The sequence below is a fragment of the Lacticaseibacillus thailandensis DSM 22698 = JCM 13996 genome, assembly GCF_001312865.1.
GTDB classification, from domain to species: Bacteria; Bacillota; Bacilli; order Lactobacillales; family Lactobacillaceae; genus Lacticaseibacillus; species Lacticaseibacillus thailandensis.
Map to the genome: position 1 here is coordinate 196656 of NZ_BBER01000003.1, position 23548 is coordinate 220203.

Sequence of the window (23548 nt, forward strand, 5' to 3'; positions counted from 1 at the left end):
AGTTTACTTGAGGTACTTCTCCCAATCTGGCACCTTCATGAACTGGGCCCGTTCGAACTGGTCCTTCATGTCATACGGTACGGTACCATCGATGACCAGCTTGGAACTCATGCCCCGCGTCCGGATGGACTTCGGGTCATACTGTGGCCGCTCGGATGGGTCTAGTGGGTGGTTACGCATGCCGGAGAGCACCATGATATCTTCATCGGCTTGGAACCGGGTGTTGATGGTCCAAACCACATCGTTCATATCAAAGATGTCCACGTCTTCGTCAACCAGGAAGACGGTCTTGAGTTCCTTGAAGGCGGAGAAGGCGAGCAATGCTGCCTGACGCTGGATCCCTTCATCAGCCGGGTTGTCCTTGTGAATCTGCATGATGGTCATCAACTTACCACCACCAGCTGGCGGGTTGTAAATGTTAGTAACCTTGCCAGGGATGGCCTTCTGAACCAATTCCCAAATGCTGGCTTCAGTAGGAATACCGGCCATGGAAACGTGCTCTTCACTAGGTCCGATTACACTTTGCATGATTGGGTCCTGCTTGCGGTGGGTTACCGCCGTGACCTTAATGACCTGCAAAGCAGGGTTGGCGTCACCATCATAGCCTGGGAATTCTGGCATCGCCTTACCCGTGTGGGTGTTGATGTCTTCTTGAATCCGTTCGTTTGGCATGATGTAGCTTCCAGTGTGTATTCAGAACGCGCAATGGCCTTTTCGTCCACCGTCACACCCTGAACCAACTGTACGGCCTGCTGACGAATAGCACCGGCCACGCCCAGCTCGTTGTAACCAAGCGGGGTAGTAGGTGGTTCAAAGGTTGCCCCAATGGTGATGGCAGGTCCAGACCAATGTTGATCGTAATTGGCATCGGCTTGTTGGCAGCTTCGTATTCCTTAGCAAAGGCGCCAATGTGCCGGCCACCGGGCATGATGTAAATGCCCAGCTTATCCTTATCTTCAATGCACATCCGGTGGATCGTGACGTCACTCATGGTCTTGTCCATGTTGGAACCAAGAACCACACCAACGGTAATGTACGGGCCAGCATCCTGTGGGGTGTTAGTTGGTGCAGCCACTAACTTACGGATATCAAAGTCCGGGTCGGTAGCCTTGTAAACGACTTCGTGCGCTGGAGCGTCGGCCTCAGCGACGTCAACAGGGGCGATGGGCTTTTCCACCGCTTTAGCTAAGTATTGGCCTAACGTCTTGTAGTCGGTGTGGAACATCTTGCCCACACGCTTACGGCTAGCCATCAGGCCCATCAGTACGCGGACACCGGGGAAGCCCTTCACGTTATTAAACATCATGGCTGGGCCTTCCTGCGTTGGCCGCTCTACGGTACCACCGGCACCAATATAACGGTAAACACCAGACAGCTCCGCGTCAGGATCGACCTCAACATCAGTTTCGTGATAGTTCTTTGGGTCGTCCTTAATTTCGTCGAGTACTCGACGTAAATCCCATGGTTGTTCTGCCATTTCGTACAACCTCCTTTTGTTGTCTAAATTAATTGTAGGAGGAAGCTGGAGGCGCTTCAATTCTGAATCGGACTAACGTTATTCCTGAATAGAATAACAACACAGAACAAGATGGGGTAGTGTTGATGGGCGTGTTTCACGTGAAACACCCGTGGTCAGGTGCATGCTGCGCATTCAAAAAGGCCGCTGTCATTGACGTTGTGTCTGACTAAGTCATGACACCAATGACAGCGGCCTATGAGTTAACACTGGGGGTTAATCTAGTAAAGTGCACACCGAACCGCTAGTCGTAACGTCCGGCCCGCGCCGCTTTACTCGGTAACCGTAGTCCCAATAACCAGCCAATGACACCCACGACGGCAAAGCAGGCAAAGGTAGCCCGAAAACCGGTAATTGCTGAACCAGATACCTGCTCAACGGTTTGTAGAACGATGGTCGCGATAGCCACACCGAGGGAGCCAAGCAGTTGCCGCACGGTGGTGGTGACCGCCGTGCCGTCGGGAATGAGTGCCGGCGGCAAGGCGTTTGCCCCCGCCGTGACGGAGGGCATCATTACGAACGCGTTCCCGGCCTCGGTCACCATGGCACCAATGATGGCCAGCCATAGTGGTAGGTGGCCCACCAATAACGCCATAGCGGCAAAACCACCAACGATGAGGGTCATCCCGATCACCACCACTTTGCGTGGGCCCATCCGGTCGAGCATCTGCCGTACGTGGGTTGAGCAGACTTAAGCCCACAGCGGCCGGCACGAGTGCGAGTCCTGACACAAGTGGTGACACGTGCAGCACCGTCTGGAAGTACAGTGGCATCACGATGGTGGTTACGATGAGACCAATGTACGAAATCCCCGTCAGCAGGACAGACTGCGTGAAGAGGGGCGTGGCCAGCACGTGCAGTTGAAGGAGCGGTTGGTCACGGTGTAATTGGCGATGGACAAACCAGACGGCTGCTAAGAGGGCCAGCACCAGTAGCAGGAGGAGACTGATGGTCATGTGGCCGTTGGTGGCAGCACTCAGGACGTAGAGCAGGACGGGAAAACTGGCGGCTAACACCACGGATAGCCAGTCCAGCCGGGTGAGATGCAGAGTCATCACGTCGCTAATGGTGGCCGTGGACGTTGCTAACACAACCAGGGCCACCACCAAGAAGAGGGCAAACAGGGCTTGCCACGGGAACCATGTGAGCAGGACACCCGAGATGATTGGCCCCACCGCGAGGGCTGAACCCATGACCAGGCCAGCGGTGCCCATCACGCGACCCCGTTGGTTGGTCGGCGTAATCGTTAACAGCACCGTTTGGTAGCTGGGAAAGATGATTCCCACCGCCAGGGCTTCGAGCAATCGCCCAACCATCAGTATGGTAAACGTTGGCGCCCAGATGCACAGGGCGGTGCCCACGGCGAACAAGCTGACAACCCCCTGAAAGAGGGCCTTAAACTTCACGTTGCTGAGCAACCAGGGACTCACCGGAATCATCAGGCTCATCACCAACATGAAGCCCGTCGTCAGCCACGCAACGGTGCTGGCCCCGAGGTGGAAACTACGCATGAACGTAGGGTAGGCGGTGCTTAGTGACGATTGGGAGATGGACATGGAAAAGGTCCCGGTAAGCAACGTGGCGATAAACGCGGTACGGTGACGGACCGGGATGGGTGCAGTATTGTTATTGATGGCCATAAAATCACTCCTTCATTCATTAATGGCGCTATGGGCGCCGAATTACGGGTAGGATCAGGATTTGCCGTTCAGTGAACAGTTGTTATCCCACCTATCAGTGTAATCCGGAGTGTCGGTGCGGACAACTGTGGGCAAGGAGAACAGTGATTGCAGAATTTGGCCATGCATGTCACGGTAGAAATGGACAAAAAAAACGACCCCGCAGGATCGTTTTTGATCAGTCTTAATGGACGAATAGACCCTTCTGGTGGTGAATCACAATTCCCGTGAGCCACATCAGGCGGCAAAGGCTGCGGCCAGAATTAGGGCGACGTGCCAGTCAAGGTGGCTACCAATGACCCCAAAAAGGACGGGACCCACGGCGGCAATCAGGTAACCAGCCGATTGGGCCATGCCGGAGACCGCGGCAGTTTCGCGGTGGTTGGCGGACTTTTGGGCAAAGAAGACGACGGCGAGGTTAAAGGAGACCCCGTTGCCCAGCCCCATGATGATGGCGGCAATCATGCTGAAGGCGTAGTTATCGCCAGCAATTAATGTCAGGATGAGGCCGACGATCAGACCACCACCCATGACGGCGGCACTAATTTGTACGCCCCACTTGGTGTTGGCAATCAACGGCACGATGAGGGAGAACGGCATCCCACAGAGCTGGAAGACCGTTACCAGTAGGCTCGCCTGGCCGGTAGTCATGCCGAAGCTAATGTAGGCGGATGACAACCAGGTTAGCAGGGAGTAAAAGATAATGGCCTGCAAGGAGAAGAAGATGGTAATAAGCCAGCCGGTCTTGGTAGTCCAAACGGAGCGTTTACTCTCGGCCAGCACCTCTTGTTCAGTTACTTCAGGTTCCGCGTCGGGTAACTTAACCGTGGCGGCTGGAAGCCAACCAATGAGGCTAATGAGTGAAACCACGAATAAACCAACCTGAATTGCCGTCAGGGATGCACTTTCAACGAACATGCCCACAACCCCGGTTGCCAGGGCCCCAGCAACCATCATTGTGGTGGTGTAGTAGGACATTCCGCGGGTGGTCACACCCGTGTAGTGGGCCTTGATTGATGCCGGTAGGAGCACGTTGGCGCTATCGATCCCCAACCCAATGAGAAAGGTCCCAATGAACAGACCAGCCGCGTTGGGCAGAATGCGCAGCGCCATCCCCAGGGATAGCAAGGCGGTGAAGAACAAAATTACGCGCTCGATCCCGAAACGGCGTGCTAGCCGCGGGAAGAGTGGGGAGGCAACAGCAAAGGTCAGCATGGGGATGGTGGTAATCATCCTGCGGCACTGGTGGATAGTCCCAGTTGCTTTTGCAAAGCGGGGATCAGCGACGACACGGCGGTGATTGGAATCCGCATGTTCACTGCCAGCAGGATGATGCTCCAAACGAAGATTGTCCGATTTTTCAAAATACCGTACTCCTTAGTATAGAGGTTACAGAAAATAAGCTATCCATCTATACTAGTTGAAGGAGCGCCCGGACGCAATAGCTGGGGGTGCGCGGTGGTGCGATTAGTTCCGTGTGCGGGTGCGTACAGGTAGCATCGCGGTACTGACGCGCAGCGACCGTAATACCGGTCAATAGTGACCCATCTTTGGCCCAGCTAAATAAAAAAAGCAACCATCAGCATGGTTGCTTTTTTTGTTAGCGAATATTTCCTGGGAAATATCCCGATTAAGATGTTGGCCATAGGAACCGCATGGTTGCGCGCATCACTTGGTTGTCATGACGAATAATCCGGTGATGACTGGCGTTGTGTCCGTACACCGTTAGTTGCCGGTAGCTCTTGAAGCGTGGGCCCATTGCTGGCCAGAGTGACTTGCTGGAAACATTGGCGACTTTGCCGTCGCTGTTGGTACCGTGCCAGTGGTCGTCGCCCATGATGTTGAGGACGCGCACCCCGCGCGGGAAAAAGGCCGCATTATGCACGAGCTCGCGGTATTCAGGATGTTTGATCATCGGCTTGCCGTTCTGCAGCAAGTGGTTGGCATGGGGGAAGTCGTCACGACGGTATGCGCCGTCATATGGTCCGGCAATCAGGACCGCCCGGCGAAGTTGCAACGGTTGGCTGTGACTATACGCCGTCAGTAGATCCAGCGTCCCCCGTGAATGGGCTACGGCGTCGAAGCTGTGTACGTGGTACTGCGACCGCAGCTGGTCCAGCAGGTGGTTTAACCAGGTAGCGTTACGGTCCCAAGAGGCACGGTTATTAGCAAAGACGACCTTAATTAGTGGGTGCTGCATCGACCGGGTCCAGTCACCATAGTAGTGAATCTGCTGGCCGTTAATGACCGCCGTGAGGGCGTACTGCGCGCGGTGCTCGTGGGTGGCCAGGTCAATGAAGTTATCATAGGTGCGCTCGCCAGCATGAAAACCGTGAATGAGAATCGTGGGGCGGTGGTAACCATCAGTGGTGCTGGCCTGAGTGGCAGCAGCGTGGTTGTGGCCACCAGCACCCAGCATCAGTACCACCAACATGAGGGGTATAATGATCCAACTACGCTTGTTCATCATGGTCCCCCCTCCTTTGGTCAATGATTTTTGTTAATACCCACTAACATCATTGTAGCGGTTGGCGCGGAGATGGTGCTCGGACTTGCGACCGAAATTAGCATAATTATAGTGTAAATGAAATTTTCTCAGAATGTTCATGAGGCTATGTTGCGCGCTTGGTACACCCGGCGTACGAGCGCAGCACAACTCGCCAGCGTCGCGATGGCCGTCACGACGATTGTACTAAAGCGGCTCGGAAGCACTAGCGATAACAGGTAGCCCGCCATGAGGCAACCCACGATCCAACCATAAGTGCCGTCAGCACACTGGAACTCGGGGCGCTGGTAACGGCGCGCGCAACGTAAGCCCAAGTACAGCAAAGTGATACCGACGTACAGGAAGGTGACCGCAAAGTTCGGCTTGGCGGTAGGCAAGGTAATGAAGTTAAGTGAAACGGTGATCATGCTAATACCAAAAATAATGGGGTAGTGCAGGTAGATTAGTAAATTGCCGGTTTCACCGGTCCGCGCGTCGTCGACTAGGTGGTCAAACGTGGCGATATAAGCAAAAAAACAGGCTGGCCACGATGACAAAAATGATGATGGAAGTAATCGAAAATCGCTGCTGGGTGAAAAAGCCCGCAATACCGACGATGGTTTCGCCGAACATCACGATTGATAACTCGGTTAACCGCTCCAGTAAGTGGCCAAAGATGATTGGGTGTTGGTGGGTGTAACGACCCGTAAAAGCTGGTGCAATCCAGCTGGCCACCACACCAACTACGGCGATGATGGTACCCAGGGGGCCAGGCAACCAGCCGGCAATCAGGAAGGCTAACGTGCGGCCACCTAAAATGGCGGCAAAGGCACGCGCAATGTTACGGTCAGCCGCATTGTTAGTTTGTACGAGGACAATCAAATATTGCAGGCAAAGGGTCAATGAGAGCAGGCCGGCCGCGATGTAGAAGGGCTGTAGGTTGGCATGCAGGTGGGCCGAAAAGCTGTTAGCCATGTATAAAACAATCATCATGTCGACAAAGGTGAAGCCGATGTCGGTCCAAGAAGACTGCCCAAAACGGTTGATGAAGACACTTTGTACCATCCAGGAGTTAATGAAGACAATCACCACAAAGACGAAGGCCACCAGGGCTAACGGTGCAATCACCCCGTGCTCCAGGTGGTGAATGAGGGCGGTGGCCCGGGAGATCATGTAGACGAAGACCAGGTCGTAGAATAGTTCAATCATGGTGACGGGTTTTGACATGGTATCCTCCTCCGGTCATTGGGCAGCTGGCATTTCCGCGCGAAAATTGGCTGCAAATTACCATGCCCCCAGCATAGCACGTTTTGCCGCCATTACACGTTATTTAATTTACATCAATGGCGTGCTGGTCTATGCCCGTACGGTGTGCCGATTATTTAATGATTGAAGTGGAAAATATCAGCTGGCCCTACACTTAGTCGGCCTTCACCCGGATGGATGGTGGGGATGGTTGCACGTACTGAAGTTGCTGGTCATGGTTGAGTACATGCCATATTTAATTACCAATTTTGCCGCGTGTGTGGCATAAGCCACAAGCTTAGAAACAGTGGGTTGCGTATGCTGTGGAGGCGACTAAAATGGGGCCTTGTATAACTCATAAGTTACTGAAAACACCTGGGGAGATTTTGTAAATGAAGAAATTTGCTGAACGCCATGTCGGTGCGTTGATTGCATGGATTGTGGTTGTCCTGGCGGCGGTGTTACTAATGCCCAATACTTCGGCTTTAGTAACTAAGTACGGACAAACCAAGATTCCAAGTTCCGCACAGAGTCAGGTGGCTAACACGATTCAGAACCACTGGGGCCATGGTAAGAATAATACGCGCCAGGTTGTGGTCGTCTTTAGCAACGGCAACGACAAATTGACGGCTACGCAAAAGCGGCGGATCAACGCCACAATTAACCGTTTGCGGCGTAACAAGGGGCATTATCAGATCAAGTCGATGCTGTCCGCTCAGGATAACGCGCAGGCGCGGGCCCAGTTAGTGTCCAAGGACCGCACCACGGAGTTACTGCAGTTGAATATGTCCAAACATCAGGGTGTGCGGGTTCAGGCCGCAAACGTGAAAAAGGCAGCTAAGACTGCGGGTGTGAAGACGTACGTGACGGGGAGTGACATCCTCAACGATAACTTTCAGCAATCGACCGAGGAAGGCATTAAGAAGACCGAGATTATCGCGGCCATCTTTATCTTCGTCGTGTTGGTGCTCGTCTTCCGGTCGCCCGTCGTACCGCTAATTTCACTGGTCACCGTTGGGGTGGCCATGCTGGCCTCGTTGAGCGTGGTTATGAACCTGGTCCAGTACCTCGGGTTCCCGCTATCGTCCTTTACTCAGGTCTTCATGGTCGTCGTCCTCTTTGGGGTCGGTACGGACTATAACATTTTAATGTACGATCAGTTTAAGGAGGAGCTCTCCGGGGGACTGTCGGCGGTTGACGCCACGCGCAAGGCGCGGCGTATCGCCGGCCACACAATTTTGTTTAGTGGTTCTTCCATCCTGATTGGGTTTACGGCGTTGGCTTTGGCTAAGTTTTCCATCTACCAGTCAGCGGTCGGGGTGGCCGTGGGGGTCGCCGTGTTACTGGCGGTACTGTTGACCCTGAACCCGTTCTTCATGGCCACGCTGGGGAAAAAGATGTTCTGGCCAACCAAGAATTTTACCGGTGGGAGCCGCAGTCGGCTCTGGCGTTTCTTGTCCAAGAACGCCGTGTTGCGGCCACTTCTGGGGATCCTGTTGGTGGGGTTGGTTTCGCTACCGTTCCTCCTTACCTATAACAACCACCTGAACTACGATACGTTGGCTGAATTAAGCGACAGCTTACCGGCCAAGCAGGGCTTCTTTGTGGTTCAGGACCACTTCTCCAAGGGGACGGCTGAACCATCCACCCTGTACATTAAAACTAATAATAAGAAACTCGATCAAGAAAAGTACCTGAAGATCATTGACCGGGTCACGCGTAAGCTGCAGGCCAAAGACGGCGTGAAGACCGTGGCCTCGGCCACCCAACCAGGGGGTTCCCGTGTCAGCGCACTTTACGCCAAGAACCAGTTGCAGACGGTCACTAAAGGTTCAACTAAGGTCCACCGTGGCCTCGGCACCATTAATAGTGGTCTGCTGTCGGCCAAGAACCAGATTGCTAACAGTAACATGCAATCGGGGCTTAACGGCGTGACCCAGCTGATTACCGGGACCAACAAACTGATTGCTGGGACCAACTCGTTGCAAAGCGGTACTAAGACTTTAGCCAGTGGGGCCTCGACGTTAGCGGGTGGTGTCACGACGCTCGCTAATGGTGCACAGACCGTGAATAGCGGAACGCGTTCGCTGGCCAATGGTGCATCCACGTTGTCCAACGGGGCAACAACACTGTCAACTGGTGCGGGGACCTTAGCCAGCAAGACGACCGTGCTGGCGAGCGGTGCTAACTCCATCAACAACGCTGTTGGGCAGCTGAACGCCGCGGTGGCGGGCAGTGCCAACCAAATGGCACAGTTAAGCCGGGCACAAACGGCCATGGCCAACATGCAGTCGCAGATGAGCGCCCTGCAAAAACAGTTAGGTAATACTTCTAATTTGAATGCTGAACTCTCCTCCATGAGCACCATGTTGGGGCAATTGGCTGACAGTGAGGACAACATCAACAGTTTGGTCAACGCGCTCAACGGTACGGGTGATCTAACTAACACTATTAATACGCTGAAGACTGCGTTGGGAACGGTTGGGAGCAACGATGTTAAGGCTGAAGTTGCCAACGTGCAGATGATAGCTGCGGCCAAGACGATTGCCAACGACGCATCGGCTTCGGTGGCGTCTAAGGAAGCCGCGCAAAAGATCATTACGACCGCCCAAACCAGTTCTTCCAGTTACTTGGCACCTAACATCAGTACGCTGACGGGGTTGAACTCTAAAGTCAGTGGTATGAGTACGCTAGCTAGTCAGGCCAATAGCTTGAAGTCAGTGGCCAGCGCGTTACCGTCCAAAGACAAGATCAAGGCCATTCAGGCACAGATTGCGGGCTTGCAGAAGATGTTGTCCTCAGTTAACAGCTTAATGAGTGAGGGCCAGCAGTTATCCGCGATGTCCTCACAGTTAGGTCAGGTTGGGAGCCAAATGACGGCGCTACAAACCAACCTCAAGAAGTTACAGACGGCGACGTCCAGCTTGGCGAGTGGTTCTAACGCGCTGTCTGGCGGCGCTAATACCTTAGCCAACGGCGCTGCCACTTTGGCCACTGGTGCGGGTACGTTAACCAATGGTGCTAACACGTTGGCTACCGGCACGGGTTCGCTTGCTAGTGGCGCGACGACTTTGGCTAACGGTTCGACGACGTTAGCTAATGGCGCCACGACGTTGAACAACAACGTGCCGGCGCTGACAAGTGGGTTGCTTCAGGTCAATGCCGGGCAGAAGACCATGTACACCAGCCTGCAGGGTGTCGTGGGGCAGATGCAGCAACTACAAAACGGGCTGGGTAGTGCCAGCGATGGTCTGAATACCATCAGTAAGGGCGTGGCCCAGTCGAACAGTTACCTGACCGGGCTCCGTAAGTCAGCCGCAGCGGATGAGTTCTACATCCCAACGAAGACGCTACACAGTAAGACCTTCAAGCCGGCGATCAAGCAGTACATGTCGGCGGATAAGCACGCCACGCAGCTTACCATCGTCTTGGGTTACAACCCCAGTTCTGCCAAAGCAATGGCGGAAGTGAAGGCCATCAAGAAGGAAGTACAAAGTGAGCTGAAGGGGACCGCTTTGGACGGTGCCACGGTTGCCATTGGCGGGCAGACCGCCACGATTGCCGACACGCATGACATCGCGTCCTCCGACTTTGTGCGGACCGCAGTCATCATGCTCATCGGGATCGGCCTCGCGCTGATGTTCATTACGCGCTCAATTCTGCAGCCACTGTACATTCTGGGTACGCTCGTCCTGGCTTACTTCACGTCCCTGAGCATTACGCGTTGGTCAGTGGGGCCTTCCTGGGTGAAAAGATGCTGACGTGGAACACACCATTCTTCGCGTTCGTTATGCTGATTGCCCTTGGGGTTGATTACAGTATCTTCCTGATGATGAAGTACCGTGAATTTGGTGCCGACGGGGAGCGGCCAAGCGTCAATATCGTGCGGGCCTCCGAGGTCATCGGGGCGGTTGTGCTCTCGGCCGCGCTGATTCTGGGCGGTACCTTTGCTGCCTTGATGCCGTCAGGGGTGCTGACCCTAATTCAGGTGGCTCTGGCCGTGATCATCGGGTTAATTATCCTAGTGCTGATTATCCCAATTTTGATTCCGGCGGCTATTCACCTGACGTATGACCGGGGTAAGTTGTCGGATGATGATACTAAAGAAGAGGACGAATAACGATTCGTTGATCAACTAATGACGACCACCTTTGCTGGACGCGGAGGTGGCCGTTTTAGTTGGTAAATATAAATTATCTTTGTTGTTTATCGTGGTGGCCGCAGTGTCCGCGCGGCGGTCAGCTATAATGGGGTAAGTATATGAGGAGGTACTCATCATGGGGCGTATGCAACGTAAGCAGGAACAGCAACAACGGCGGCGTACGGGCCCAGTTACTCGGCGTCGTGGGCGGACCACAGCACCGGTCGCCCAGAAGCGGCACCATCCCGGTCGCTGGGTGGCCGCTATCCTGGCCATTGTCATCGCAGTGGTGGTCTTGTGCGTGGTTTTCTTCACTCCCATTAACAACACCGTGCGCACGGCGACGGGCGGCAACGATACGGTGGCGGATAAGGCCGTCAAGAGTGTGGTGGTCAGCAAGCTGGATTCAGCCAAAACGGGTAACAGTACCGTTGATGGCGCAATCGACCAGGTGGCTAATACCATTAAGACCACACGTGTGTCGACGGTGATGCAGGCCGCCAAGAGTGAGTCGGCGTTGGCGGCACTGCTGACGAGTAAAGGTATGGACAGTGCGCAGGCCAACACGGCAGCCAACGCTATTTATAGCACCAGCGCGCTTGACGGCGTTCGCGCGCAAATCGCGCAGGGTAATTGGTATGGTGTTTATCGGCAGGCGCAGCAGTTGGCCGCCAGCCAGGGGGTCGACTTGAGTAGCGTGGAGTCAGCGCTAGCCCAGTAAGTTATAAAATTTGCACGCAAAAAAAACGGTCGCACTCAACGTGCGGCCGTTTTGTGTATCCAGATTTAGTTAGGCGAGGACGTTGCTGTCAACCCAGTCGGTTACCTGCTTGGGGTTCAGCCGTTCACCGTTGCCGATGTGGTTGATCTGCTTACCGTCTTCGAAGAGAACAAAGGCGGGGATGCCCTTCAGACCTTGTTCCTTAGCGATTTCAATGTTGGCGTCGCGGTCAACATCAACCCAGCCAGCACCCTTACTCATGGCGTGCTCCTTGATCTGCTGGACGAATGGCTTGATGGCTTTGCAGTCGCCACACCAGTCGGCCGTCATGAACATGACCTGCTTGCCGGGCTTGTTGAGCTCGGTACGCACCGCGTCGTCTGATACTACCGTTGGTTTGTACATTTCCATGAATCAATTACCTCCAAGTGTGGGTGCTCAAGCACCACCTGATTTACTCAGTATTATAGCATACATGCTTACAAATTGTAAGCCGTCTGGCTGGGCCGCTGGTAACGGTGATGGGATTGCGGCGTACGTGTATCGCGCCAAGGCGCACCACTACTGCTGAAAGCGTTTCAAGTACCGGCTAGCGAACAACTTGTGGAACTTTACCGCTAGCGTGGGGTTGGCCACGTCGATATCGTTGTACATGGCCGTCGTGATCTTGTCGAGCAGCTGGGAGAGCTGATCAAGGTCGTCGTTGGAAAGGGCGTTGAGGAATGGTGGTACTTCTGCTGGTGCCGATTCAACCTCGGTCCGCCCGGCGTCGGTCAAGTTGACCAGGTTGACCCGTTTGTCTGTAGCCGACTTCGAAAGGCTGACCAGACCGCGCTTGGCCAATTTGGCGACAAACTCGCTGGTTGACTGGGGCGAGATGCCTAACCGTTCCGCCAACTGTCGCTGGGATAGGTGGTCTTCGTCGCTAGTGCCAGTAATATTTTGCCCTGGCCCTCGACCGTTAAGCGCGGCCGGGGTTGCTTGACGATGTCATCATAGATCTTACTCAACTGTTCGTACTCGACCAGTTTGCCAGCGGCCAGTTCAGCCTTAATTTCGTCTGCCACGTCTATCAGTCCATTCCCGTTTTCTTTAGTATACAGTATTCGCCCTAGGAGGGCGCACCGGCGTGGTTGACATTTTAATCAGGGGGCCTTACTATATATTTAATCAGGGGCCTGATAGAAAACCAAAGGAAGTCTCTTAGCTTGGAAAAAGAAAATGCAATTGAAGTAGCACACGTACAGAAGCGGTTCGGTGACCGCGTGGTGGTGCACGATGTATCGTTCGCGGTACGCCAAGGAGAAGTGTTCGGCTTGCTCGGGCCTAATGGTGCCGGCAAGACGACCACTCTCAAGATGATCACCACGTTGTTACGCCAGGATGGTGGTCACATCACGGTGAACGGCTTTGATACTTTAACTCAGCCGCAGATGGTGCGCCGGCAGTTTGGTCTCACCGGTCAAACTGCCACCATTGATCAGGATTTGACCGCAACGGAGAACCTGGTCATCTTTGCCCGCCTGAACGGATTGAGTCGCAGCGCTGCGCGTGCACGGGCCGCAGAACTGCTTGCCAGCTTTGATTTGACCAACGCGGCTAACCAGCGACTATCCGAATTTTCTGGCGGGATGCGGCGGCGGTTGGATTTGGCGGTCAGTCTGATTGGTGCTCCCAGTATCCTGTTTCTTGATGAGCCACCACGGGATTGGACCCGCGGACACGGGCCCAGATGTGGGCTACCATCCGCGACCTGGTTCAGCAGGGGTCAACGGTCGTGCTGACGACCCAGTACCTTGAGGAAGCGGACCAGTTGGCCGACCGTATTGCGTTGATTGACCATGGGCGCATGGTGGCGGTGGGGACGCCCAGCCAGCTCAAACAGCAGATTGGTGGGTCACGGCTCTCACTGGAGGTCCCAGCGGCATCCTGGACCACGCCGGCCCAAGCGGTAGTGCAGAAAGTATTGTCGGGACCCGTCATGGTGGAAAAACGCACGGTCACCGCTGACCTGGGTCCGGATGGTTTACCCGCAGTGAACACCATTTTGCAGCAATTACAAGCTGCTGGCGTGCCACTGAGCAACTTTGCCATGCAGGAACCCTCATTGGATGACGTGTTTCTGCGGATGACCGTGGGGAAGAATTAAGGAGCAACGCAAAAATGATGAAACAGAAGTTACTAATCACGTGGTGCGGAACACGATGACGTTAGCGCACCGTAATCTACTTAAAACCGTGCATGATCCTGACAGCCTCAGCGATGTGGTAGTGCAACCGATAATATTTACTTTGCTGTTTGGTTATTTGTTTGGTGGGGCCATCGCGGGTAGCGTGCACGCGTACCTGCCAATGCTAGTACCCGGTATTTTGGTGCAAAGTATTCTGAACGCGGCGTCCGGCTCGGGGCAGCAACTGCGGACGGATATTAATTCCGGGGTGTTTGACCGGTTCAAGACGTTACCGATTTCACCGCTGGCCCCACTAGCCGGGCAACTGGTGGGCGATGTGCTGCGGCTACTGGTATCCGGCGTGATGGCGCTCCTCACGGCGACGATGATGGGGTGGCGGTCCACCGCTAGCTTCCCGGCAGTTGTAGCGGCATTGCTACTCGCCATTTTCATTGGTTGGTCTATCTCTTGGGTGTTCGCACTGGTGGGGCTGTTAGCCAAAGATGCGGAAATGATCGGTAGCTTATCAATGATTATCATTCTGGTGATGACCTTTCTCTCGAATGCCTTCATTCCTACCCGGACGTTACCACGGCTAATGCAGACGCTGGTCAAGCTCAACCCCGTCAGCATGGCGGTGACTGCTATCCGAGGCTGATGGGCACCGGCACCTGGGGCATTGACGCTTCCGTCGTGCTCGTGAGTGGTGGGGTGTTGATGCTGGCCTTTGTGCCGCTGACCATGTGGGCGTACCGGCGGTTACGGTGAACGGTTAGTCTTCTGGGTAGTGGTGATCTGTATTTGTCTGTAGCTATTGAGCAGCAGTCTCTCGGCTTAGCGTTGCGAAGCCTCCGAGTAGCAGGCCCTAAGTGCTAAAGCACTAAGGGCCTGCGTAAAAAAAAGCCCGCCAACAAATGTTGACGGACTTTTTTAATAGCTAACGTGAGGAAGTCATTAAACTTCTTCAGGAACCAACTTAACGGACTTAGTGCCCATCCAGCCACAGATTTCCTTGAAGGTATCCGTGATGGCCTGAGTACCAGGAGCCAGCAACTTACGAGGGTCGTAACCCTTGCCCTGCTGGTCCTTGCCGGCTTCGATGTATTCACGCGTAGCCTTGGCGAACGCCATCTGGCATTCAGTGTTGATGTTCAGCTTGGCGATACCCATGGAGATGGCCTTTTCAACCTGTTCCTGAGGAATACCGGAACCACCGTGCAGAACCAGTGGCTGAGCAACAGCATCAGCGATTTCCTGGAGACGGTCGAAGTGCAGACCCTTCCAGTTGTCTGGGTACTGGCCGTGGATGTTACCAATACCAGCAGCCAGGTAGTCAACGCCAGTGTCGGCGATAGTCTTAGCTTCTTCAACAGAGGCTAATTCACCTTCACCGATGACACCGTCTTCTTCACCACCGATAGAACCAACTTCGGCTTCAACGGAAATGCCCTTGGCGTGTGCCAAAGCAACGATTTCCTTAGTCTTAGCCAAGTTTTCTTCGAATGGCAGGTCGTGGCCGTCGAACATAACGGAGTTGTAGCCGGCAGCAATAGCTTCCTTAGCAGCTTCGTAGTTACCGTGGTCCAGGTGAATAACAACTGGAACGGTGATGTTCATTGCTTCGGCTTCGAGTTCGATCAAAGCCTTGCAAAGCTTGTAACCACCCATGTACTTAGCAGCACCCATGGAAGTCTGGATAAGTACGGGAACGTTCAATTCCTGAGCACCCTTAAGGATGGCACGAGTCCATTCAAGGTTGTTGGTGTTGAAAGCACCGATAGCATAGTGACCCTTACGAGCCGCAGCAAACAGTTCTGTGCCGTTAACAAATGGCATTATAAAGTCCTCCTAAAAACTGAAAACAAATTTTTTTTACTCGTTCATTCTAACATAGTTTGCAAGGATTGTCGTACCCGTTTACACGCGCGTTGGCTGTATCTCGGCATCACAAGCGAGCAAGGTGACATGCTGGTCAACGATAATTGGTTTTAATTTTGCGTGACATCGCTTTCATAGCTAACCCAACAAGAACTTACAGTTTTACGTGTGCAAGTGTAACAAGTTACAACGCGCTACAGCTTACTGACTGCTATGAAGCGAATGGTGCTTGATGGAGGGAATGTCAGGCATTCCGGGGTATACTAGCCCTATATACTTACATGGTAATAGGGGTGACGGTGATGACCAAAGTGGCCATTATTTCGGATATTCATGGTAACGTGACCGCGTTACGGGCCGTCCTGGCCGATGCGCAGCAAGCGGGGGTGGACGAGTATTGGTGCCTCGGCGATATTTACATGCCGGGCCCTGGTGCCGAAGACGTGTGGACGCTTATTAACGCGGTGCACCCCACCATCCGCGTGCGGGGTAATTGGGACGACTTTGCCGCAGCCATTATGCGGGGGAGTTACCACCCGCGACGGCCGATGGACATCTTTGTCGCGCGGAACGTTCGCTACCTGCTGGAGCGCATGCCAGCCGCAGATCTGCAGGCTTTAGGCAGGTGGCCACTATGTATGACGCGGATGTTAGGGGGCCTGCACTTTGGCATTCAGCACAACCTGCCCGATATTAATTACGGGCACACGCTGTATCCGCGCGCTGAACAGAGTAATTTTAAGGCCCTCTTTGCTGATGGCCAGACGGACGTGGCGGTATACGGGCACATTCATACCCAGTTGGTACGGTATGGGGATGCTGGCCAGCTGGTGCTTAATCCGGGTGCCGTTGGGCAACCCTACTCGCCATACGCCCCGTTACGCCGCGATCAACGGGCGCGCTACATGTTGTTGACGGTGGGCAACCAAGGGCTGACCGACATCGATTTGCGGCACGTCGACTACGATGTGGATGCCGAGCTGGCGTTGGCGCGGGCCCGGCCCTACCGTACTATGACCTGTACGTTAAATTGCGGCGGACGGGTTTGGCTAGTACCCACGATGAGGCGACGTTACGCCGGTTTAACGAGCAATTTGGTTACACAGCAGACGTGACGAATTACTTTCCGTTGAGCACAAACGACAGTCAGAATAGGCACTAAAAGCAAAGGAGTAACTACGGCAATCAGGGTGATTGATCGGTGGTTGCTCCTTTACTATTCTCACCCAGATTTTAGTCGGTGCTACCGTTGGTTAATTTTTTGCGCAAAATACTATCTTTTGGTTAGTAAGTGTTGACAGCCAACCACGGCTCGATTATATTTAACTGGTTAATTAACCGGTTAATTAAAATTTTGGTACCCAATTCGTACTGGTTGAGGGAGATTGACGTATGCAGCAGAAACATACCTGGTGGACGGTCATTGTGCCGCTCGTTTTGATTATTGCCGTGACGGGGTTCATTATTAACCGCGGTTTAGCCCAGCAGCAACAGGGTACGACGCAAAAGAGTATTCACATCGTGGCGAGCCTGGATTTTTATGGTGAGATGGCGCAGGGCGTGGCGGGCAAGTACGCCAGCGTCAGTTCGGTCATTCAAAATACCAAGGTGGATCCCCATGACTACGAACCCACTTCGGATGTGGCCAAGGAATACGCGGCCGCGGACATCATTATTTCCAATGGTGGTGGCTACGATAAGTGGAGTAGTCAGTTCGCCCAGCAAAATAGCGGGGCCAAGGCCATTACCGTGGCGCAGCTGACCGGCTACAAGACGGGGGGCAACGAACACCTGTGGTACAAGCCGTCAACGGCACGCAAAGTGGTGTTGGCGGTCGAGCGACAGTTGATCAAAATTGACCCCCAGCATAAGCGACAATACACGACTAACGCCCAGCGGTACCTAGCCAAGTTCAAAGGCTTGCGGCGGTTGGAACGCCGAGCCCGTCAGCAATTAGCGGGCAAACGCTACCTGGCAACCGAACCCGTCTACGACAACATGCTAACAGCGCTGGGGGCGCAGAATGACGCTCACGCCTTTGCGGAAGCTGTCGATGCGGAAAATGACCCCACGGCCACGGAAATTCGGCAGTGGCAGACCGATGTCCAAAACCACACGGTGGCCTTTGTCATCAACAACCCCCAGAACAGTGGACGGCTGGTGAAGTCCGCCGTCGCCTACGCTCGTCAGCACGGGGTACCGGTGGTCAACATTACCGAGACTAAGCCGGCTGGTGAAACGTATATTCAGTGGCAAACCAAGGAGTTGCGGGCGGTACTCAAAGCGCTGCAACAATAGTAGAAAGCAAGACGGAGGCAAATCATGGCAGACACTAAGGTGTATGCGGAACAGTTAGCTAAATTACTCAACGAGGTGCGGCGGGTCGTCCCCGAGAACCAGCAGGAAGTGTTGTTGGGTGACAGCACCGGGCAGGTCACCGGCACCCAGGGGCATGCGTTGATGATGTTGTTGCAGGGACCGCAGACTAACTCGACGTTAGCCAAAGAACTGGATATTTCGGCGGCGGGCGTGACCAAAGCCATGCGGGGACTGCAAAAGTTGGTGCCGGCGGTGGTGACACTCACCAGGGATCCGGACGACGCACGTAGTAAGCAATGGTCCCTGACCGACTTTGGCCAGCAACTGGCCGCCGCACACGCGCGTAACCATCAGGACACCCTCAAGGCGTACATGGCCGTCCTTGATGACTTTTCCGCGGCGGAACAGGCCGTCATTGGGCGGTTTATCCAGGAACTGAGCGTTTGCCTCGATGTGTAACCGAAGTTAATGAAGATAGAAGGTATTTAAGTGCGTATTCTTACTGGCAAAGACGTCGGCATTCAGTTTACCGACAATAAGCGGTGGTTATACCGCCACGTAAACTTCCACCTTGATAGTAGTCAGATTCTGGCCCTAGTTGGTGATAACGGCGTGGGGAAGACCACACTCATTCGGACCATTATGGGTCAACGGACGGTCACGGAGGGCCAAATTATCCATGACCACACACAGGACCTGCGCATTGGTTACGTACCCAGTACCATGACGATATTGGGGCGTTTCCGTTGCACATCGCCGACTTTGTGGGCCTCAGCTATGACCGTGGTCTGCTACCATGGTTGCGGCGGAGTGAAAAGGAGCACCTCGCTCACGTTTTGGAGGAGGCTAACCTAACGGCAATCGCCAACGAGCGGATCGACCGCGCGTCTGGTGGGGAAAAGCAACGGGCTTTTCTCGCCCAGGCCATGATCCAGGATCCTGACGTCCTGATTCTCGATGAGGCAACGGCTAACATGGATAATGTGGCTAAGTTTGCGTTGATGGATGTTGTGAAACATTATCGAGACCACCACGACTTGAGTGTCATCATGGTGAGCCATGACCTCGACATCGTGGAACGGTACTCGGATAACTACTTGCTGCTCAGCCCGGATGGGGCCGAGTTCGGGCCGATTGACGCGCTGGATACTAGCAAACTTGAGGAAGGGGGACGCGACCATGTTTAACTATCCGTTTATGCAAAATGCCTACGTGGTAGGGACGTTGATTGCCATCGTGAGCGGCTTTATCGGTGTGTTTGTGGTGGCCCGCAGAATGTCCTTCCTGGCACACGTGCTCAGTGAAATTGGTTTTGCCGGGGCTTCCTTTGCCCTGTTCATGGGGTGGTCGCCACTACTGGGGATGCTTGGTTTTACCCTGGTATCGTCAGCCAGCATTGGCCAACTGGACGTGGGTGATGAACGGCGCAGCGAGTCAACGGTATCGGCGGTCAGTTCGGTGGCGATCGGGCTCGGGATCGCGTTCCTTGCACTATCGCAAAAGAATGCCAGCTCAGCTACCAGCATTCTGTTTGGGTCGATCTTTAGTATTAGCCATCAGAACATCGTGCATGTAATCGTACTGACGTTGGCCGTTCTGCTGGTAGGCGTGTTGCTGTACCGGCCGCTACGGCACGTGGCGTTTGACCACGCGACGGCGGTGGATTCGTTGCCCCACGTCAAAGCTGTGGACGTTGTCTTTCTTGTCTTGATGGCGACGACCGTGGCGGTGTCCGCCCAGGTCGTGGGCTCCCTACTGATTTTCATCCTGATGACGTTACCTGCTAGCGCGGCCATGCGTTGGGGTCGGCGCGTCTCCCAGATGATCGGGTTAGCAATTTTGTTCGCACTCATTGGGGTCTGGGGGGCGTTGGCCTTGTCATATTGGACCAACGTGCCGGTCAGCTTCTTCATCGCGATGATCGAGTCGGCCATCTACTTTGTGTCGACAAGTGCCCGGTAGTACGCGAATTTTCTGTAAGCCTTTGCATTCTCGCCTTAACAGTGCCATGATGACCCCTGTAAGCAATTATTTTAATTGAGGGGGTTTTTCTTTATGAAAATCACTGCTGCAGTTGTGGACCATCAGGGCGCGGACTTTAAAATCCGCGACGACGTCGAACTCTGTCCGATGGGGCCGGATGATTTGCAGATCCACATGGTTGCGACCGGGATCTGCCACTCCGACGAAGCGTTGCGGGTTGGCGATGCGACTATCGACTATCCAATCGTGCTGGGGCATGAAGGTTCTGGGATCGTGGAAAAAGTTGGTCCAGAAGTCACCCAGTTTAAGCCGGGCGACCACGTTGTCCTGAGCTTCTACGCTTGTGGACAGTGTGCTAACTGCCTGCGTGGGATTCCAACGCAGTGCTTGAACTACGCGCACAATAACCTCTCAGGTGTGCGTCCAGATGGGTCGTCGCACTTCACCATTGACGGTAAGCACGTCGCGGACATGTTTGACCAGAGTTCCTTCACCACCACTACGGTTGTGCGTGAACGTAACGCCGTGAAGGTGCCCAAGGAGTTGGATTTGCGGGCCCTCGGTCCTTTGGGCTGTGGTTATGTCACTGGTTCCGGCACCGTGCTGAACACGTTGCAGCCACATCCGGGTGACACCATCGCCGTCTTTGGTACTGGTGCCGTTGGTCTGGCCGCAATGATGGCGGGCCGGATTTCTGGCTGCACTAAAGTCATTGCCGTTGACATTGTCGACAGTCGTCTTGCTCTGGCTAAGGAGCTCGGCGCCACTGACACCATCAACAGTAAGGAGACCGACCCGGTTAAGGCCATTCGCGACTTGACTGGTGGTTACGGTGTTGACTGGGCTGTGGACACGACGGGGGTTACGGCGGTCATGGAAAGTTCCATCCAGGCTTTGGCTCAGGGTGGTACGACCGCAACTATTGCCGTTACGGCACACCACATCGACGTGGATACGTGGAACGACCTGTGCACGTCTGACCGGAAGATTGTCGGCGTTAACATGGGTGACTCGATTCCGCAGATCGACGTGCCCCGGTTGATCAAGTTCTACCAGATGGGCATGTTCGACTTTGACAAGACCGAGAAGTTCTACCCGTTCGATCAGATCAACGAAGCCAACGCGGACTCACGCAGTGGTAAGACGATCAAGCCAGTTTTGGTCATCGACCCCGACTATGTACCGGGCAAGTAATTTAACAACGTAACGAGTAAGGCGTGACCTGTATGGGTCACGCCTTTTCTGGTTGGCTGTCAGTTGGTGGCGGCAAGCCAGAGCTGGCGCGGTGCAGGGTTGGGGTCACCACCACCGATTTTGTTATGAAATCCAGCGGTAGGGTGCGTTATACTTGATGACAATTAAGACATTACGTGAAGGGATGTATCTTATGCCACAACTTTCAATGTTAATCGTCATGATCGCGGCGCTAATGATCCCGCTGTTCATGGCCCGGTTTAAAATCAACGGGATTCCTACCGCCGTGGCCGAAATCGTGGTCGGTATTCTGTTGGGTAAAACCGGTCTGCGGTTCGTGACCACCACGACCGACCTGACCTTCTTATCCAGCCTTGGGGTGATCGTTCTGATCTTCCTGTCGGGGATGGAAATCAACTTTGAACTGTTTGTCCAAAAGCCGCGGGCTAACCGCGACGGTACGGTGCCGCGTTCGCCCGTCTTTCTCGCGGGTAGTGCCTTTGTGGGCGTTGTCATCACCGCGTTAGTGCTGGCGGTGGTGCTGAAAATGTTGGGCCTGTTTAGTGACGTCATGCTGGCTACCATCCTGTTTTCGACCATTGCGCTTGGGGTCGTGATCGCTGCGCTAACTGAACAGGAATTACTCAGTAAGCCACTAGGGCAGACCATCCTGCTGACCGCAGCGCTTGGCGAAATCATCCCGTTGCTGGCACTGACCGTATACTCCACCATTAACGGGGGCCATGCTGCCCGGATTTGGTTGGTACTACTGATTTTTCTGGCCGCCATTATCCTGCTGCGCCGGTTTAAAGCCGTGTACCAGTTCTTTGCCCGCATCGACAAATCCACAACTCAGCTCGACATTCGGCTGGCGTTCTTCCTCATCTTCGTGCTGGTCACCATCGCCGAAAACGTGGGTGCTGAAAACATCCTCGGCGCGTTCCTAGCTGGCATCGTCATGAAACTCTTGCGGCCCAGCGAGGTGACGCGGGATAAGCTCACGTCCATTGGTTACGGCTTTTTCATTCCCATCTTCTTCATTATGACGGGTGCTAAACTCAACCTGCGCACCATGATGGGGAACCCACAGGCATTAATGTTGATTCCGGTCTTCTTTGTTTGTTTTGCACTGGCCAAACTTATACCTTTTTTTTATCTTCCACCAACGCTTTAACGCGCGGAATTCCGCGGCGGGGGCCGTTCTGACGTCCACGACGATTACGCTGGTCATTCCTACATTGACCATCGCGCGGAACCTGAACGCGATTACGTCTGACCAGTCAGGGGCCTTCACCCTGGCGGCCGTTCTGAGCTGTGTGATTGCGCCCATTGTGTTTAACAAGTTGTACCGGCCGCAACCAGAGGATGAGGAACGGACGCGCGTCACCTTTCTGGGGGCTAACATTCTGACGGTTCCTGTGGCGCAACAGTTGGCCAAAGGCATGTACGACATTACCATGGTGACTGATTCCGAAAAGAATTACCGGACTTACAACAGCCAGGTGAACGTCAAGCTACTAGCTGCTTTGGACGATGATGCGCTCACCCAGGCGGGGGTGTTTGATACTGACATCTTGGTACTCGGCTACTTTGACGCGGACCGCAACTACCGTATTGCCCGGATGGCCGTCGAGCACAAAGTTGCCCGCGTGGTCGCGCGCTTTGAAACGCGTGAAGCGGGTGATGACCACCTTGAGGAGCTGGCCGCTGACGGTGTGGAGCTATTCAACACCTTTACGGTTAACGCCAGTTTGCTGCGCGGGATGATCGAATCACCGTCTACGCTGAAACTATTGACGGATACCGAAGCTGGCCTGTACGAAGTTGAAGTGCACAACCACCGGTATACTGGCAAAACGTTGCAAAGTTTGCCCGACATTGGGGCCATTACCGTGAGTCGAATCTACCGTAACGGGCACTTTGTGGCGCCGCATGGTGATACGCTAATTGAGCCAAACGACCACCTAATTTTTACGGGGAGCAAAGACGCCGCACGGACGCTCCGCCAGCAGTTGGGGGCGCGTAACTAAATACAGTGTTTCACGTGAAACAAATTTTTAGTTGGCATTCACGTCACCGAGACATGGTGATGTGAGTGCTTTTTATTCTCTGCAGGGCAGGGTGTGGCGCGCCGTGACCGTTTGTCTGTGCAAGTAGCACATTTTCCGTTCACTTTACCTGTCGGTCATGGTACATTGAGGGTAAACACACGTGAAG

General features: G+C 54.2%; 17 protein-coding genes and 6 pseudogenes. 13 read left to right on the forward strand and 10 right to left on the reverse strand.

Features of this window, described 5'->3' with window-relative positions; all coding sequences use genetic code 11:
* Positions 1–3: 3 nt before the first annotated feature.
* The 7 genes and pseudogenes from JCM13996_RS06150 to JCM13996_RS13185 form a co-directional block, all read right to left on the reverse strand.
* Positions 4–1477, reverse strand: a pseudogene (locus tag JCM13996_RS06150) (UbiD family decarboxylase).
* Between the two features lie 283 nt (positions 1478–1760).
* Positions 1761–3156: pseudogene (locus JCM13996_RS06155) on the reverse strand (MFS transporter).
* Between the two features lie 276 nt (positions 3157–3432).
* Positions 3433–4428 (reverse strand): MFS transporter, encoded by a 996-nt coding sequence (locus JCM13996_RS06160; RefSeq protein ID WP_054750469.1) that lies wholly within the window; start codon positions 4426–4428, stop codon positions 3433–3435.
* Positions 4425–4559 (reverse strand): MFS transporter, encoded by a 135-nt coding sequence (locus tag JCM13996_RS12410; protein WP_162205189.1) that lies wholly within the window; start codon positions 4557–4559, stop codon positions 4425–4427. The genes JCM13996_RS06160 and JCM13996_RS12410 overlap by 4 nt, the downstream gene beginning before the upstream one ends.
* A 266-nt stretch (positions 4560–4825) precedes the next feature.
* Positions 4826–5665 (reverse strand): alpha/beta hydrolase, encoded by an 840-nt coding sequence (locus tag JCM13996_RS06165; protein ID WP_156321889.1) that lies wholly within the window; start codon positions 5663–5665, stop codon positions 4826–4828.
* Positions 5666–5799: 134 nt separating this feature from the next.
* On the reverse strand, positions 5800–6108 hold the full coding sequence (locus JCM13996_RS13180) for a hypothetical protein (RefSeq protein WP_439646474.1): 309 nt from the start codon (positions 6106–6108) through the stop codon (positions 5800–5802).
* 82 nt (positions 6109–6190) lie between these two features.
* Complete coding sequence (locus JCM13996_RS13185; RefSeq protein ID WP_263848877.1) at positions 6191–6907, reverse strand: low temperature requirement protein A; 717 nt, start codon at positions 6905–6907, stop codon at positions 6191–6193.
* A 410-nt stretch (positions 6908–7317) separates the two neighbouring features.
* Here JCM13996_RS13185 and JCM13996_RS06175 point away from each other — a divergent pair, with 410 nt between their 5' ends.
* The 3 genes from JCM13996_RS06175 to JCM13996_RS06180 all read left to right on the forward strand — a co-directional run bounded on the left by JCM13996_RS06175 (position 7318) and on the right by JCM13996_RS06180 (position 11787).
* Entirely contained in the window at positions 7318–10686 is a 3369-nt protein-coding gene (locus JCM13996_RS06175; RefSeq protein ID WP_263848878.1) for an MMPL family transporter, read from the forward strand.
* Complete coding sequence (locus JCM13996_RS12425; RefSeq protein ID WP_263848879.1) at positions 10680–11045, forward strand: MMPL family transporter; 366 nt, start codon at positions 10680–10682, stop codon at positions 11043–11045. Before JCM13996_RS06175 ends, JCM13996_RS12425 begins: the two co-directional genes overlap by 7 nt.
* A 157-nt stretch (positions 11046–11202) precedes the next feature.
* The gene (locus JCM13996_RS06180) at positions 11203–11787 is read left to right on the forward strand and encodes a hypothetical protein (protein WP_054750471.1); all 585 of its coding nucleotides are present in this window, start codon (positions 11203–11205) and stop codon (positions 11785–11787) included.
* Positions 11788–11856: 69 nt separating this feature from the next.
* Here the strand turns inward: JCM13996_RS06180 and JCM13996_RS06185 are convergent, their stop codons facing one another.
* Together JCM13996_RS06185 and JCM13996_RS06190 are read right to left on the reverse strand one after the other, a co-directional pair.
* Positions 11857–12198: a thioredoxin family protein gene (locus JCM13996_RS06185; RefSeq protein WP_082383852.1), complete on the reverse strand. Its 342-nt coding sequence runs from the start codon at positions 12196–12198 to the stop codon at positions 11857–11859.
* Between the two features lie 150 nt (positions 12199–12348).
* Positions 12349–12854 (reverse strand): annotated as a pseudogene (locus tag JCM13996_RS06190) (MarR family winged helix-turn-helix transcriptional regulator).
* 141 nt (positions 12855–12995) lie between these two features.
* On the opposite strand from JCM13996_RS06190, the pseudogene JCM13996_RS06195 reads away from it, so the two are divergent.
* A pseudogene (locus tag JCM13996_RS06195) lies at positions 12996–13936 on the forward strand (ATP-binding cassette domain-containing protein).
* 55 nt (positions 13937–13991) lie between these two features.
* Positions 13992–14725 (forward strand): annotated as a pseudogene (locus JCM13996_RS06200) (ABC transporter permease).
* Between the two features lie 186 nt (positions 14726–14911).
* Here the strand turns inward: JCM13996_RS06200 and fba are convergent.
* Complete coding sequence (gene fba, locus JCM13996_RS06205) at positions 14912–15793, reverse strand: class II fructose-1,6-bisphosphate aldolase (protein ID WP_054750472.1); 882 nt, start codon at positions 15791–15793, stop codon at positions 14912–14914.
* Positions 15794–16137: 344 nt separating this feature from the next.
* Here fba and JCM13996_RS06210 point away from each other — a divergent pair, with 344 nt between their 5' ends.
* From JCM13996_RS06210 to JCM13996_RS06240, 8 genes and pseudogenes are all read left to right on the forward strand, one after another.
* On the forward strand, positions 16138–16950 hold the full coding sequence (locus JCM13996_RS06210; protein ID WP_054750474.1) for a metallophosphoesterase family protein: 813 nt from the start codon (positions 16138–16140) through the stop codon (positions 16948–16950).
* 277 nt (positions 16951–17227) lie between these two features.
* Positions 17228–18133 carry a metal ABC transporter solute-binding protein, Zn/Mn family gene (locus tag JCM13996_RS06215; protein ID WP_054750475.1) on the forward strand — a complete coding sequence of 302 codons (906 nt, stop codon included), beginning with the start codon at positions 17228–17230 and terminating at the stop codon, positions 18131–18133.
* A gap of 24 nt (positions 18134–18157) precedes the next feature.
* Positions 18158–18613: a MarR family winged helix-turn-helix transcriptional regulator gene (locus JCM13996_RS06220; protein ID WP_054750476.1), complete on the forward strand. Its 456-nt coding sequence runs from the start codon at positions 18158–18160 to the stop codon at positions 18611–18613.
* 153 nt (positions 18614–18766) lie between these two features.
* Positions 18767–19009 carry a hypothetical protein gene (locus tag JCM13996_RS12430; RefSeq protein ID WP_263848881.1) on the forward strand — a complete coding sequence of 81 codons (243 nt, stop codon included), beginning with the start codon at positions 18767–18769 and terminating at the stop codon, positions 19007–19009.
* Positions 18901–19341 carry an ATP-binding cassette domain-containing protein gene (locus tag JCM13996_RS12435; protein WP_263848880.1) on the forward strand — a complete coding sequence of 147 codons (441 nt, stop codon included), beginning with the start codon at positions 18901–18903 and terminating at the stop codon, positions 19339–19341. The genes JCM13996_RS12430 and JCM13996_RS12435 overlap by 109 nt, the downstream gene beginning before the upstream one ends.
* Complete coding sequence (locus JCM13996_RS06230) at positions 19334–20116, forward strand: metal ABC transporter permease (RefSeq protein WP_054750477.1); 783 nt, start codon at positions 19334–19336, stop codon at positions 20114–20116. The genes JCM13996_RS12435 and JCM13996_RS06230 overlap by 8 nt, the downstream gene beginning before the upstream one ends.
* A 93-nt stretch (positions 20117–20209) precedes the next feature.
* Complete coding sequence (locus JCM13996_RS06235; protein WP_054750478.1) at positions 20210–21331, forward strand: NAD(P)-dependent alcohol dehydrogenase; 1122 nt, start codon at positions 20210–20212, stop codon at positions 21329–21331.
* A gap of 193 nt (positions 21332–21524) precedes the next feature.
* A pseudogene (locus JCM13996_RS06240) lies at positions 21525–23361 on the forward strand (cation:proton antiporter domain-containing protein).
* Positions 23362–23548 lie beyond the last annotated feature (187 nt).

Coding starts and splice junctions, on each gene's coding strand:
- fba (WP_054750472.1), bottom strand. CDS start 15,793: ATGCCATTTGTTAACGGCACAGAACTGTTTGCTGCGGCTCGTAAGGGT.
- JCM13996_RS13185 (WP_263848877.1), bottom strand. CDS start 6,907: ATGTCAAAACCCGTCACCATGATTGAACTATTCTACGACCTGGTCTTC.
- JCM13996_RS06175 (WP_263848878.1), top strand. CDS start 7,318: ATGAAGAAATTTGCTGAACGCCATGTCGGTGCGTTGATTGCATGGATT.
- JCM13996_RS06210 (WP_054750474.1), top strand. CDS start 16,138: ATGACCAAAGTGGCCATTATTTCGGATATTCATGGTAACGTGACCGCG.
- JCM13996_RS06235 (WP_054750478.1), top strand. CDS start 20,210: ATGAAAATCACTGCTGCAGTTGTGGACCATCAGGGCGCGGACTTTAAA.
- JCM13996_RS06160 (WP_054750469.1), bottom strand. CDS start 4,428: ATGATTACCACCATCCCCATGCTGACCTTTGCTGTTGCCTCCCCACTC.
- JCM13996_RS06230 (WP_054750477.1), top strand. CDS start 19,334: ATGTTTAACTATCCGTTTATGCAAAATGCCTACGTGGTAGGGACGTTG.
- JCM13996_RS06180 (WP_054750471.1), top strand. CDS start 11,203: ATGGGGCGTATGCAACGTAAGCAGGAACAGCAACAACGGCGGCGTACG.
- JCM13996_RS12425 (WP_263848879.1), top strand. CDS start 10,680: ATGCTGACGTGGAACACACCATTCTTCGCGTTCGTTATGCTGATTGCC.
- JCM13996_RS06220 (WP_054750476.1), top strand. CDS start 18,158: ATGGCAGACACTAAGGTGTATGCGGAACAGTTAGCTAAATTACTCAAC.
- JCM13996_RS06215 (WP_054750475.1), top strand. CDS start 17,228: ATGCAGCAGAAACATACCTGGTGGACGGTCATTGTGCCGCTCGTTTTG.
- JCM13996_RS13180 (WP_439646474.1), bottom strand. CDS start 6,108: ATGATCACCGTTTCACTTAACTTCATTACCTTGCCTACCGCCAAGCCG.
- JCM13996_RS06165 (WP_156321889.1), bottom strand. CDS start 5,665: ATGATGAACAAGCGTAGTTGGATCATTATACCCCTCATGTTGGTGGTA.
- JCM13996_RS06185 (WP_082383852.1), bottom strand. CDS start 12,198: ATGGAAATGTACAAACCAACGGTAGTATCAGACGACGCGGTGCGTACC.